Source organism: Klebsiella africana, from assembly GCF_020526085.1.
In the GTDB taxonomy this organism is placed as follows: Bacteria; Pseudomonadota; Gammaproteobacteria; order Enterobacterales; family Enterobacteriaceae; genus Klebsiella; species Klebsiella africana.
On sequence record NZ_CP084874.1, the window covers coordinates 2,692,753 to 2,705,702 of the forward strand.

General features: G+C 57.2%; 14 protein-coding genes. 8 read left to right on the forward strand and 6 right to left on the reverse strand.

Annotated elements, in window-relative coordinates:
• Positions 1 to 21 precede the first annotated feature (21 nt).
• Positions 22 to 1,110, reverse strand: a complete 1,089-nt coding sequence (locus LGL98_RS13170; RefSeq protein WP_136034110.1) for an AAA family ATPase — start codon at positions 1,108 to 1,110, stop codon at positions 22 to 24.
• Between the two features lie 86 nt (positions 1,111 to 1,196).
• Entirely contained in the window at positions 1,197 to 1,457 is a 261-nt protein-coding gene (locus LGL98_RS13175; RefSeq protein WP_136034108.1) for a hypothetical protein, read from the reverse strand.
• A 294-nt stretch (positions 1,458 to 1,751) separates the two neighbouring features.
• Between LGL98_RS13175 and LGL98_RS13180 the strand changes: the two genes are divergently transcribed.
• Positions 1,752 to 2,612, forward strand: a complete 861-nt coding sequence (locus tag LGL98_RS13180) for a broad-spectrum class A beta-lactamase OKP-C-1 (protein WP_136034107.1) — start codon at positions 1,752 to 1,754, stop codon at positions 2,610 to 2,612.
• 17 nt (positions 2,613 to 2,629) lie between these two features.
• Here LGL98_RS13180 and LGL98_RS13185 read toward each other — a convergent pair whose 3' ends face one another.
• Positions 2,630 to 3,391: a DeoR/GlpR family DNA-binding transcription regulator gene (locus tag LGL98_RS13185; RefSeq protein ID WP_136034105.1), complete on the reverse strand. Its 762-nt coding sequence runs from the start codon at positions 3,389 to 3,391 to the stop codon at positions 2,630 to 2,632.
• Positions 3,392 to 3,651: 260 nt separating this feature from the next.
• On the opposite strand from LGL98_RS13185, the gene ltnD reads away from it, so the two are divergent.
• The 5 genes from ltnD to LGL98_RS13210 are packed head-to-tail and all read left to right on the forward strand — an operon-like array spanning position 3,652 to position 8,653.
• Positions 3,652 to 4,554: an L-threonate dehydrogenase gene (gene ltnD, locus LGL98_RS13190; RefSeq protein WP_136034101.1), complete on the forward strand. Its 903-nt coding sequence runs from the start codon at positions 3,652 to 3,654 to the stop codon at positions 4,552 to 4,554.
• 11 nt (positions 4,555 to 4,565) lie between these two features.
• On the forward strand, positions 4,566 to 5,831 hold the full coding sequence (gene otnK, locus LGL98_RS13195) for a 3-oxo-tetronate kinase (RefSeq protein WP_136034099.1): 1,266 nt from the start codon (positions 4,566 to 4,568) through the stop codon (positions 5,829 to 5,831).
• Positions 5,824 to 6,444, forward strand: a complete 621-nt coding sequence (gene otnC / locus LGL98_RS13200) for a 3-oxo-tetronate 4-phosphate decarboxylase (protein WP_136034097.1) — start codon at positions 5,824 to 5,826, stop codon at positions 6,442 to 6,444. The genes otnK and otnC overlap by 8 nt, the downstream gene beginning before the upstream one ends.
• A gap of 4 nt (positions 6,445 to 6,448) precedes the next feature.
• Positions 6,449 to 7,231, forward strand: coding sequence for an HPr family phosphocarrier protein (locus tag LGL98_RS13205; RefSeq protein WP_136034095.1), 783 nt, complete (start codon positions 6,449 to 6,451; stop codon positions 7,229 to 7,231).
• A 57-nt stretch (positions 7,232 to 7,288) separates the two neighbouring features.
• Entirely contained in the window at positions 7,289 to 8,653 is a 1,365-nt protein-coding gene (locus LGL98_RS13210) for a GntP family transporter (protein WP_136034093.1), read from the forward strand.
• A 29-nt stretch (positions 8,654 to 8,682) separates the two neighbouring features.
• On the opposite strand, the gene LGL98_RS13215 is transcribed toward LGL98_RS13210, so the two are convergent.
• Positions 8,683 to 9,597, reverse strand: coding sequence for a helix-turn-helix domain-containing protein (locus LGL98_RS13215; RefSeq protein WP_136034091.1), 915 nt, complete (start codon positions 9,595 to 9,597; stop codon positions 8,683 to 8,685).
• Positions 9,598 to 9,907: 310 nt separating this feature from the next.
• On the opposite strand from LGL98_RS13215, the gene kbvR reads away from it, so the two are divergent.
• The gene (gene kbvR, locus LGL98_RS13220) at positions 9,908 to 10,519 is read left to right on the forward strand and encodes a LuxR family transcriptional regulator KbvR (RefSeq protein ID WP_136034089.1); all 612 of its coding nucleotides are present in this window, start codon (positions 9,908 to 9,910) and stop codon (positions 10,517 to 10,519) included.
• 30 nt (positions 10,520 to 10,549) lie between these two features.
• Here kbvR and LGL98_RS26325 read toward each other — a convergent pair whose 3' ends face one another.
• Entirely contained in the window at positions 10,550 to 10,669 is a 120-nt protein-coding gene (locus tag LGL98_RS26325) for a small membrane protein (RefSeq protein ID WP_168435400.1), read from the reverse strand.
• Between the two features lie 398 nt (positions 10,670 to 11,067).
• Here LGL98_RS26325 and LGL98_RS13230 point away from each other — a divergent pair, with 398 nt between their 5' ends.
• Positions 11,068 to 12,285 carry a diguanylate phosphodiesterase gene (locus tag LGL98_RS13230; RefSeq protein WP_136034086.1) on the forward strand — a complete coding sequence of 406 codons (1,218 nt, stop codon included), beginning with the start codon at positions 11,068 to 11,070 and terminating at the stop codon, positions 12,283 to 12,285.
• A 20-nt stretch (positions 12,286 to 12,305) separates the two neighbouring features.
• On the opposite strand, the gene LGL98_RS13235 is transcribed toward LGL98_RS13230, so the two are convergent.
• A complete protein-coding gene (locus LGL98_RS13235; RefSeq protein WP_136034084.1) occupies positions 12,306 to 12,818 on the reverse strand; it encodes a 2-oxo-tetronate isomerase in 513 nt (170 codons plus the stop codon).
• Positions 12,819 to 12,950 lie beyond the last annotated feature (132 nt).

Consider the following 12,950-nt stretch of genomic DNA (forward strand, 5'->3'; position numbering starts at 1 on the left):
CCCCGTCAGGGATGACGGGGCTCACTCGACAATCCGCGTCTCCCCGCCGCGATTCTCCAGCGCATAGCGCTGACAGGGCGCCCCGGCGGCAATCAGTTCCGCCAGCTCTGCCGAGTGGCTGGTCAGCCAGATCTGGCTGTAGCGCGAGGCCTCGATAATCAGCCGGGCCAGCGCGGGCAACATGTCGCGATGCAGGCTGTTCTCCGGTTCATTGATCGCCAGAAAGGCCGGCGGGCGTGGGCTGAGCAGCGCAACGGCGAGACACAAAAAGCGCAGCGTGCCATCGGACATCTCCGCCGCCAGCAGCGGGCGGCGGATCCCTTCGCGGCGCATTTTCAGAGCGAAACGCGAGTGCTCGTTTTCACAATAAAACTGGCAGCCGGGAAAGGCGTCGGCAAGGATCTCGTGCAAAATCTCCTCCGCGCCGATCTCGACAATGGTCTGAAAGGCGGCGGCGAGATTCTGGCCGTCGCTGTCGAGGACTGGCGAACGGTACCCCACGGCCGGCTGGCGCAGCGGCGAGTGGCGGCCGATGGCGAACTCATGATAAAAACGCCAGCGGCGCAGAGTCTCCCGCACCCGCGACACTTCGGGAAAACGGTGCGGCTCGCCAAGCTGACCGAACACCGACTCGTTTTCATAGATGCTCTCGGTGAAAGTACTTTTCTCCCCGGTGACATCGACGAGGAACGCCGCCTGATTCTTGCGCTGCAGTACGCGGGAGGAAGGCCGGCGGGAGTAGCCGGCCAGCCAGATGTTCTCTTCTTTAACGATGGGATCGAGCATGAACTGCGTCGGATAGGGCAATTTTTCCGGGAAGCCTATCTGCAGCTCATAATCGAAGCTGTCGGTCCGGCAGGCGATCTGCAGCCGCCGGGGATGACGATCGAGGGGCGAACGCTCCCCGGACCACATCATATTCTCCAGACCGCCCTCTTCACTGATAAACCCCGACAATCTGCCGTCAGCGGCAGCCGTCAGCAGGTGGATAGCGTTGTAGATATTGGATTTGCCGCAGCCGTTAGGGCCGAAAACGATGTTCAACGGCCCAAGCTCCAGCGCGATATCCTTCACTGAGCGAAAATTTTGAATACGAATGTACTGAATCATTATGCGTCCGGCCCCGGAAATAGAAGGCTGCCACAGTAGCACAGCGGCGCCCGGCATACCCTCTTACGCCCTCTTTCGGGCAGGGTTTAACAGAACATTTTTTTCATTCCACGAGTCAGAGCGACCCGCGTCAGCTTATCGCTATCCTGATGGGCGTCGCTGAAAACGCCAAAAAAATAGCGTTCATCGTCAATGGTTTGGCTTACAATACGGTAGCTCAGCGGTTGCCCGGACAGCGCACCGTACTGCGCAGGCGTCACCGAGATCTCGGTCGCGTCACCAGCGACGCTGACCAACAGCCCGTCCGCTTTACCCCCCACCAGCATGACCTTAATTATCGGGTGCACCAGTTCCTCCCGGGATGGCATATAGCGTTGGCGAACCGCAGGGACCGGCGGGCGTGGTCGTCAACACACGGCGCCAGCCAGAGTGCGGCATTACGTACTTTCTTATCGTTCATTACGGCCTTGAGTCAAAAAATAGCGTGCTTAGGCAGGACTAGATATTGATTATTCGAAATAAAAGATGACAAATGATGAAGGAAAAAAGAGGAATTGTGAATCAGCAAAACGCCGGGTTATTCTTATTTGTCGCTCCTTTACGCGCCTTTATCAGCCCTCACTCAAGGAAGTATTGCAATTATGCGTTATGTTCGCCTGTGTGTTATCTCCCTGTTAGCCTCCCTGCCGCTGGCGGTACACGCCAGCCCGCAGCCGCTTGAGCAAATTAAACTAAGCGAAAGCCAGCTGTCGGGCCGCGTGGGCATGATAGAAATGGATCTGGCCAGCGGCCGCACGCTGACCGCCTGGCGCGCCGATGAACGCTTTCCCATGATGAGCACCTTTAAAGTACTGCTCTGCGGCGCGGTGCTGGCGCGGGTGGATGCCGGTGACGAACAGCTGGAGCGACGGATCCATTACCGCCAGCAGGATCTGGTGGCTTACTCGCCGGTCAGCGAAAAACACCTTGCCGACGGGATGACGGTCGGCGAACTCTGCACCGCCGCCATCACTATGAGCGATAATAGCGCCGCCAATCTGCTGCTGGGCACCGTCGGCGGCCCTGCGGGATTGACTGCCTTTCTGCGCCAGATCGGTGACAACGTCACGCGCCTTGACCGCTGGGAAACAGAACTGAATGAGGCGCTTCCCGGCGACGCGCGCGACACCACCACCCCGGCCAGCATGGCCGCCACGCTGCGTAAACTACTGACCGCACAACATCTGAGCGCCCGTTCGCAACAGCAGCTTCTGCAGTGGATGGTAGACGATCGGGTTGCCGGCCCGCTGATCCGCGCCGTAGTGCCGCCGGGCTGGTTTATCGCCGATAAGACCGGGGCTGGCGAACGGGGTGCGCGCGGCATTGTCGCCCTGCTCGGCCCGGACGGCAAACCGGAGCGCATTGTGGTGATCTATCTGCGGGATACCCCGGCGAGTATGGCCGAGCGTAACCAGCAGATCGCCGGGATAGGTGCCGCGCTGATCGAGCACTGGCAACGCTAACCCGGCGGTGCCGCGCGTTATCCGGCCCGCAGCACTTCGCAGGCGTGCCGGGCGATATGACTGGCGGCAGCATCGGAGAGATGCCGGTCGGTAATGATGGTGCTGAATCGGGTCAAGGGTAACGCCATAAAGGTGGCCACCTGATTGTATTTCGAACTGTCGCACAGCAGGATGCTTCTCGCGCTGACCTGGCTGACGGTCTCCTTGACGGTAACCTTGTTCTCATCAGGGGTGAATATTCCGCGACTGTCCCAGCCGCTGGCGGAGATAAAAGCCGTATCGATAGCCAGGTGGCGTAACGTACGCGCCGCCGATTCGCCCACACAAGATCGGTTCTCCCGGCACAGCGTGCCGCCGGTGTGGATCACACCGCACTGGCTGGCATCGATCAGCAGTTGGGTTATCTCAAAATCATTGGTGACCACCTGGAGATCATCCCGGTCAAGGATCGCCCGCGCCAGCGCCAGGGTGGTGGTCCCGGCATCCAGATAGATACAGCTGTTTTTGGCGATATGACTCGCCGCCAGCGCGCCAATCGCCTGTTTCTCCTCGCTCTGCAGCGTGCTTTTCACCAGATGGCTGGGTTCCGTGGCCAGCCGGCTGACGGCGCGTACGCCGCCCGAGACGCTGACCAGAAGCCCCTGTTCCTCCAGTTTACTGACGTCCCGACGGATGGTCATATGGGACACGCCGAGGATCTCCGTCAGCTCATTAATGCTTACCGCCCCACGCTGCTCCACGAGGGCTAAAATACGCTGATGTCGTTCTACTGGAATCACCACTCTCCCCTTACCATTTTTTCACACCCGACGTCACAACTTGCGCTGTGCATCTGGCGACACCCTATGTTGTTATCGCGCTTTACCGCTGTTTTTACGCTATTTTAGGGCAAGAATCGCCGTTGCGCAGCCTCTTTCCGCCTGTGAATTTTTTATATTCATGTGGGTTATTCGTGATAGTTCTCACATAAATTCACATTATAACGCTTTATTCTATCATTAAATCACATTAATTAACGAATATTCACAAGGAGACCATCATGGCTGTACACACTAACGTCTGCGTGATTGGACTGGGTTCAATGGGCATGGGCGCCGCCCGCGCCTGCCTGCAGGCGGGCCTGAACACCTGGGGCGTTGACATCAACCCCGACAACTGTCGCGCACTGCTGGCGGCAGGCGCCAAAGACGCGGGCCCCAGCGCGGTGCCTTTCGCCACTGAACTGGATGCGGTCGTGCTGCTGGTGGTCAATGCCGCCCAGGTGCGAGGGATCCTGTTCGGCGAGAACGGCCTCGCCGCCCACCTGAAGCCGGGCACCGTCGTCATGGTGTCGTCCACTATCGCCTCCGCCGATGCCCAGGCCATTGCCACGGCGCTGGCGGAGTACCAGCTATTGATGCTCGATGCGCCGGTATCGGGCGGCGCAGTGAAAGCAGCCGCCGGCGACATGACGGTGATGGCTTCCGGGAGCGATGCCGCCTTTGACCGCCTGGCGCCGGTGCTGGACGCGGTGGCCGGCAAAGTCTATCGCATCGGCAGCGACATTGGCCTTGGCTCAACGGTAAAAATTATCCACCAGCTGCTGGCCGGGGTGCATATCGCCGTTGCCGCCGAAGCGATGGCGCTTGCCGCCCGCGCCGGGATCCCGCTGGAGACGATGTACGACGTGGTAACGCACGCGGCGGGTAATTCCTGGATGTTTGAGAATCGCATGCAGCACGTCCTGGATGGCGATTACTCGCCAAAATCCGCCGTGGATATTTTTGTCAAAGATCTCGGTTTGGTGAATGACACCGCCCGGGCGCTGACCTTCCCGCTGCCGCTCGCCACCACCGCGCTGAATATGTTCACCTCCGCCAGCAATGCCGGATTCGGCCGGGAAGATGACAGCGCGGTGATCAAGATTTTCAACGGCATCACCCTGCCGGGCCACAAACAGTGAGGAGAGACAACATGCAGCTTGGTGTCATTGCCGATGACTTCACCGGCGCCACGGATATTGCCAGCTTCCTCGTGCGCAACGGCATGCCGACGGTGCAACTGAATGGCGTGCCGACCCGCGATCTTCCGCTGACCAGCGAGGCAGTGGTCATCAGCCTGAAAACCCGCTCCTGCCCGGCGGAAATGGCCGTCAGCCAGTCGCTGGCGGCCCTGCGCTGGCTGCAGGCCCAGGGCTGTCAGCAGTTTTATTTCAAGTACTGTTCCACGTTCGACAGCACCGCGCAGGGCAACATTGGTCCGGTGCTGGATGCCCTGCTGGCCGAGCTGGGTGAGATGCGGACGGTGATTTCCCCGGCGCTGCCGGTGAACGGCCGCACGGTCTATCAGGGATACCTGTTCGTCGGCGAGCAACTGCTGAATGAGTCCGGGATGCGCCACCATCCGGTGACGCCGATGGAGGATGCGCACCTGGGGCGCTTAGTTGAGCGCCAGGGGCGCGGAAAAGCCGCGCTGATTGCCTGGCCAATTGTCGCCCGGGGGCCGGAGGCGGTCGCCGCCGCGCTGGCGGTAGTCAACGATCCGGCGGTGCGCTATGTGGTGCTCGACGCCCTCAGTGAACAGGATCTGCTCACCCAGGGCGTGGCGCTGCGCGAGATGAAGCTGGTCTCCGGCGGTTCCGGGCTCGCCATCGGCCTCGCCCGCGACTGGGCGCAGCGCCATGGTGCCCGCGGTGAAAGCGCTCAGGCGGGCATGCCGCTGGCCGGCCCGGCGGTGGTGCTCTCAGGCTCCTGCTCGGTGATGACCAACAGCCAGGTGGCGGCGTATCGTGAACAGGCCCCCGCCCGCGCCGTCGACTTAAGCGCCTGCTTTACCGATCTGGAGAGCTACGTCAGGACGCTGACTGACTGGGTGGACGCGCAGCGCGATGCGCCACTGGCGCCGATGATCTATGCCACCACCGAGCCGCAAACGCTGCAGCAGATCCAGGCGCAGTATGGCGACAAAGCCAGCAGCGAACGGGTGGAACAGCTGTTTGCCGCTCTTGCCGCCGCCTTGAAGGCGAAAGGATTTACCCGCTTTATTGTTGCCGGAGGGGAAACGTCGAGCATTGTGGCGCAGACGCTGGGGGTCGAGGCGTTCCATATTGGGCCGACCATCTCCCCCGGCGTTCCCTGGGTGCGTGACACCCGCCAGCCGCTCTCCCTGGCGCTGAAATCAGGTAATTTCGGCGATATCCAGTTCTTTTCCCGTGCCCAGCAGGAGTTTCGTCATGACTGAGCAACAACTGCGAGAGGAAATGGTGCAGATTGGCGCCTCGCTGTTTAGCCGCGGCTATGCCACCGGCTCCGCCGGTAATCTGTCGCTGCTGCTGCCGGATGGCAACCTGCTGGCGACGCCGACCGGCTCCTGCCTCGGGGAACTGCAGGCTCAGCAGTTGTCGGTGGTGACGTTGCAAGGGGAATGGATCTCCGGCGACAAACCATCGAAAGAGGTCACGTTTCACCGGGCGGTCTATTTGCACAACCCGGCCTGCAAGGCGATTGTCCACTTGCACAGCCACTACCTGACCGCGCTCTCCTGCCTGCAGGGGCTCGATCCGCACAACTGTATCCGCCCCTTTACCCCCTACGTGGTGATGCGCGTCGGCGACGTCCCGGTGGTTCCCTACTACCGACCGGGCGATGACCGTATTGCCGAGGCGCTGGCCGGGTTGGCGCCGCGCTATAACGCCTTTTTGCTGGCCAACCACGGTCCTGTGGTCACCGGCTCATCGCTGCGCGAAGCCACCAACAATACCGAAGAGCTGGAAGAAACCGCGCGGCTGATGTTTACCCTCGGCAATCGCGAGATCCGCTACCTGACCGCTGACGAAGTGAATGAACTGAGATAAAACCATGCCAAAATTCGCTGCAAATTTATCCATGCTGTTTACCGAACTGCCGTTCCTGGACCGCTTTGCCGCCGCTGCCCAGGCGGGATTTGAGGCCGTGGAGTTTCTGTTTCCCTATGAGTATGCCGCCGGGGAAATCAGACAGCGCCTGCAGGAGAACCAGCTGCAGCTGGTGCTGTTCAATACCCCGCCCGGCGACGTCAACGCCGGAGAATGGGGTCTCGCCGCCGTCCCCGGGAGACGCGCGGAGGCCCGGCGCAATATTGAGCTGGCGCTGGAGTATGCCTGCCAGCTCGGTTGCCCGCAGGTGCATATCATGGCCGGCGTGGTGCCGCCAGGAGCGGATCGCGCAGCCTGCGAGTCCGTACTGATCGATAACCTGCGCTACGCCGCAGAGAGCTTTGCCCGTCACGACAAGCGGATACTCATCGAAGCGCTGAATCCGCAGACCAAACCGGGCTATTTCTACCACAGCCAATATCAAACGCTGGCGATGGTGAAACGGGTCGACAGGCCAAACCTGGCGGTGCAGTTAGATCTGTTTCACGCGCAGAAAGTGGACGGTAATTTAAGCCATCTTATTACCGAATACGCCGGCCAATATCGCCATATTCAGATTGCCTCTCTGCCCGACCGTCATGAACCGGATGAAGGCGAAATAAACTATCCGTGGCTTTACGCGCTTCTGGATAAAACCGGTTATGACGGCTGGATCGGCTGCGAATATATCCCCCGGGCAGACACGCTTTCCGGGCTGGGGTGGTTCTCGCCCTACCGAAAAAAATAAACACCGTTTTCTAAAAAAAAAACTCTCTGTACACCTGTTAATACCCGAGGCAAACCTATGTCGACATCGGCGCTGTTACTTATTGCGTTAGCCAGCGTAGTGCTGTTGCTCTTGCTGGTGATCAAAGCGAAAGCGCATCCTTTTGTGGCGCTCCTGATCGTCAGTCTGCTGGTGGCATTCGCCACCGGCATTCCGGCAGATAAAATTATTACGACCATCGAAAAAGGCATGGGCGGCCTGCTCGGCCACATCGCCAGCATTATTATTCTGGGCTCAATGCTGGGGGTGCTGATTGAAATATCCGGCGGCGCCGAATCGCTGGCGAAAACGTTGACCGGCGTGCTGGGTTCTAAACGGACTATTGCCGCCTTAACCATCGTGGCTTTTATTCTCGGCACCCCGGTCTTTTTTGAAGTCGGCTTTATCATCATCATTCCGTTAATCTACGGTTTCAGCAAAGTCGCCCACGTGTCGCCGCTGAAGTTTGGCCTGCCGATGGCCGGCGTGATGCTAACCGTCCACGTGGCGCTGCCCACCCACCCTGGCGCAGCGGCCGCGGCAGGCATTCTGCATAGCGATGTCGGCTGGCTGATGCTGGCGGGAATTGGGGTGTCGGTGGTCGTCGGTATCGTGGGCTATTTTGTCGCCCGCTTTATCAATCGACGCCATTATCATCTGTCGATTAACGTGCTGGAGCAGCAGCAAACGGCGGAAGTACCGGACCTCTCCGTTAACGCGCAACAGACTCGTCTGCCGCCGCCGAATGCGCTGGTTATCGGTGGGCTGATCGTGGTGCCCATCATGCTGATTGTGTCCGGGACGCTGTGTCAGGCGCTGCTGCTACCGGAAAGCGCGGTTCGCCAGCTGATGACCGTCATTGGTACCCCGCCGGTCGCCCTGCTGATCTCCCTGGGGCTGGCCAGCTGGACGCTGGGCATCCGTCGGCGCATGAGCCTGAAAAAGCTGGGCGAAGTCACTGGCAGCGCGATCCCCTCTTCGGCGGACGTGATCCTCGTCGCCGGGGCTGGCGGTGCCTTTGGCGGCGTACTGGTCGCCTCCGGCATCGGCAATGCCTTAGCCGAGGCGCTGGAGACCATTCATCTGCCGCTGATGCCCGCCGCTTTTCTGCTGTCGCTGGTGCTCAGGGCCTCGCAGGGTTCGGCCACTGTGGCGATCCTCACCACCTCCGGTCTGCTGTCTCAGGCGGTTATCGGGCTGGATCCGATTCAACTGGTGCTGGTGACGCTGGCGACCTGCTTCGGCTCGCTCGGGTTGTCGCACGTCAATGACGCCGGATTCTGGGTCGTCACCCGCTACCTCGGGCTCTCAGTGCCGGACGGGTTAAAAACCTGGACCGTGCTGACGACCATTATGGGAGTAACGGGCTTTCTCATCACCTGGCTGCTGTGGTTTGTGCTGTGATATTCGCGAAGGTGGCCCCTGGGCCACCTTTATCTATTTTGGTAGTTACCGGGGCGCTGACAGGCAGTCACCTCGCCAGAAAGCGTTACCGGAATGAAATAGCGTACGTGATAGCGCCTTTCCGCCGCTGGCCCACCTTCCGTATGACGCTCCACAAAACATTCAATATCGACCCCCTCTCGTCGGCTTGCTCCCAGCGCTGGCAACAACTCCATATACAGATCGCTGGATAAACGAGCGTAGCGCGCCCAACTACCGTAGAATTCGACGCCAACATATAGCCCGGGCCTTGTCGTCAGCGTGCTGTTCATCTTCAGCGCGGGCAGTGCCGCTCGCTGCAGATGACAACCGACAAAGGCGTTAACCTCGACGTTAAGCTCATTGTTTCTCGCCGCATAATAATCGGATAACACAGAGAGGCTGTCGCCGCCGGCGGTGAAAAAGCGGTCTACCTTTTGTCTGATAGCCGTCTTCGCGGGGCTTTGCAATACCATATCCGACAGGCACAGTTCATACTTCATTGAAGAGCCACGATAGACCCTTTCAGGCAGCGAACAGAAACGGGCCAGAGGCAGGCTCTCTCCCTCGGGGTCAAATTTCTTTAACAGCAAAGCCGTGTCCCAATGCACAGCGCATCGGTATTCCCGAGGCGAGAGCGAGAAGCGCTTCTTAAACTCCCGGGAAAAGGTTTGCGGCGAGTCATAGCTTAACTGCCAGGCAATAGCGGCGATCGGCTGCCGGGTTAATCGCAAACTTACCGCCGCGATAGTCAACCGCCGCAGTCGGATATACTGTCCGATGGGTAACTGGCCATACTGATAAAACACTTCATAGACAAACCGACGCGAATAGCCCATATACTGCGCCAGGTCATCGATAGCTGGGTTGCAGTAGATATTATCCTCCAGCCACGCCAGCATTTTTAAATAGAGCATCTGCTTCATAAGTACCGCATACTTCCTGTATTCTTGTCCTCCGCTAATTTTAGCAACAAGTAATGGCCCTCACTAAGCTTTTTATGCATCGCAAAAATAAAAAAACAAGAAACCACTTAAGATACCGGCATATATATACTTAACGTTTTGTTTATTAGGAACTTTCGCATAACAATATACCGTTATCTCACTTTTCTTACCAGATATTGCATTAATGAAAAACATCCCTTAGATTACCTCGGCTAAAAATAGTCTTTGCATCATCATTATATTCTTTAATTTATCCTGACATGTTATTTAATGCCCACAGGGAAGTTATATGACTCATTTTTTGTTCAATATAAAAAATCACTATTTGCGGGTCGCTATTGCGGAACTAATTGATGAAGCGATGAAGGCCGCCGGGCGGCAAGACTATCAGTTTTCTCAACAATGGGATGCAGGATCGATGGCGCAAGCTGATGTGGTATTCACGGAAATGGTCGCGGGTGAATGGTACCTGTGTCATGATCTTTTTCAGCATGCCCCAGAACAATACTCGCTTTTTATTTTCCCGGACAATGACCACACTACCGTCGAAGAGGGTTTACCCAACTGTCTACGGCATGCGGTTTTTATGCCCCCTCACGCTTGCGTTCAGCGTCTAAAAGATGAGATAGCTCACGCCATTGAGCGTCCTCTGCTATCGCGGCAAGACCAGCCGTTCAATCGCCTGCGGCGTTGCATTAATTGCGCATGTAAGTCGGTCAGCGATGCGCAAACCAAAGTTATTTACGCGTTTAGTATTGGCCTAAGTCCGCATGAAGTCGCCGCTGCGCTAAAAATTAGTCACAAAACGATTCATTCGCATAAAAAAAATATTATGAGTAAGTTTAAGTTGAATAGCCGCCAGCAATTTAACAATCTTGTACAATTACTCGCCAGACGCTGATGTGAATCGTTAGTTCACCCCATTCACAGGTCATCGTCTGGAACGGAAGACGTATCGTCTTTTGCGTCTTTCCTTTATATAAGAAATACCACTCCATAAAGAAATAATGGGACATAAAACAAGGCACAAAATAATAAACAGATCGCTCATATCAATCCTGATAAAATAATTTAATTTAGACTGATAATATTCACTCAATTTTATTCAGGCAAGACCAACACCACTTTTTGAGAGCGAGAAATACTATGGTAGGATAATTCCTGGTGGCGAATTTTAAGTAGTAAATTTAAACGCTGCACCAGTACCTCAGAAGGGGAATGAGAGGCCTGTGAGGGCCTTTTTCCATTGAGGATGAGAAAAAGATAGCTAAATATATAATTCCCTGTAGAGTGAGGGGAATCACAAAGTGAAGCTCCCGTTCCGCGTAGCGGACATCACGGTTGGTTGAATGTCGGAAAATACAGGCTTCCCTCTCCGAGGTCAGGCCATACCTCCCTGTTTACGCGCTGCGCAGACCATCTCACTCTGCCACAGCGACTGGAATGACTATGTTAACCACCCTGATTTACCGCAGCCAAGTCGATCCTGCTCACCCGCATATCGATCTTAACGCCCTTCGCTATCATGCCAGCGACAAAAACTTACCCCTTGGGATCACCGGCATTTTACTGTTTAACGGCTTGCAGTTCTTCCAGGTACTGGAAGGGCACGAGGAGAGCCTTGAGGCGTTATTCAGTGAAATACAAAACGACCCCCGCCATCGTGACGTGGTGGAGCTCATGCGCGACTACTCGGCCTACCGCCGTTTCCTGAACGTTGGGATGCATATGCTGGATCTTCGCGATTACGCAAACGACGCGGCGCTGGAGGAAATCCTGCTCTTTAGCTCGTTCGGTGAATCCGAGCCGATCAATGACCGAATGTTCAGGCTGATAAGTGCCTTCATCGTTGACGGCGGACGTTATTGTCTGCCCGACGCTTTGCAGCCCTCTCGCTGGACGATGGTGCCCTCCTCTGCTACCGTGCCGCCGCGCAATCTGCCGGGTCAACCCTGCCAGTTTGCTCTGCAGGCGATTGTCGAGCCGGCTAAAAAGCGGGTCTCTTCCTTTGAGGCACTGATCCGCAGCCCAACCGGCGGTTCTCCTGTAGAAATGTTTGCCGCCATCCCTGCCGAGGATCGTTACCGATTTGATCTGGAAAGCAAAGCCTTTGCTTTTTCTCTCGCCGGCCAGTTGCCGCTTGGCAAACAGCAGCTGGCGATCAACCTGCTGCCCGGGTCGCTATATAACCATCCTGACGCAGTAGGGTGGCTAATGGAGAGTCTGCAGGTGGCAGGTCTCAGACCGAATCAGGTGCTGATTGAGGTTACCGAGACAGAGGTTATCTCCTGCTTCGACCAGTTCAGTAAGGTGCTTAAAGCGCTGCGCGTTGCTGGCATGAGAGTCGCCATCGATGACTTTGGCGCCGGCTATTCCGGATTGTCGCTACTGACCCGCTTTCAGCCTGATAAAATCAAAGTAGATGCAGAGCTGGTGCGCAATATTCATATCAGTGGCACTAAACAGGCGATTGTCGCCTCGGTGGTCCGCTGCTGCGAGGATCTGGGCATTACGGTCGTCGCCGAGGGCGTCGAAACCCTCGAAGAGTGGTGCTGGCTGCAGTCGGTAGGCATTCGCCTGTTTCAGGGGTTTCTCTTTTCGCGACCCTGTCTTAACGGGATCGGTGACATCCACTGGCCGGTGGTGCGCCAGACAACAGACCTGTAAGGTCGCGGTGCGTGGAAGCCTCACAGCCAGTGGGAAAGTTTTTCACCCAGTGCCTCCAGGGCGTAACGCACCGCTTTCGCCACCACCGCCTCACAATCGCCGCTAAAACGCATCCGCTGGGTTTCAATCTCGCCGCGGAAATTCCAGGCAAACCATACCGTGCCGGCAGGGGTGCCGTCTTCCCCGCCCTCTGGTCCCGCATAGCCGCTGATGGCGATGGCAATATCGGCACCGGCTAGCGCCAGAATACCAGTGGACATCTCCTTAACGCAGGCCTCGCTGACCGCGCTGTGTACTGCCAGGGTTTCCGCGCGAACCCGCAGTATGTTGCGCTTGGCCTCATCGCTAAAGGTAACTACGCCGGTATCATAAAAGGCCGCCGTATCCGCCTGTGCACAGAGCGCTGCCGCCAGATTCCCCCCGGTGCAGGATTCCGCCGTAGTCAGTCGCCAACCGCGCGCGATCAGTACCCGAGCCACATCAGCGGTCAATTCATGGGTATTTTGTGCGTCTTTATCGATTTCGTCAGTCATTCTGACTCCTCGTCGAATTTAAAAGGATCACAGCCTCGCAGGCCCTGTTTACAGGATAGCATATCGATTTATCTGGTTGCCGGGAGGCCCTTAACACCGCCTCGAGCGGATAAAATAAAGGCCCGCTGCGCG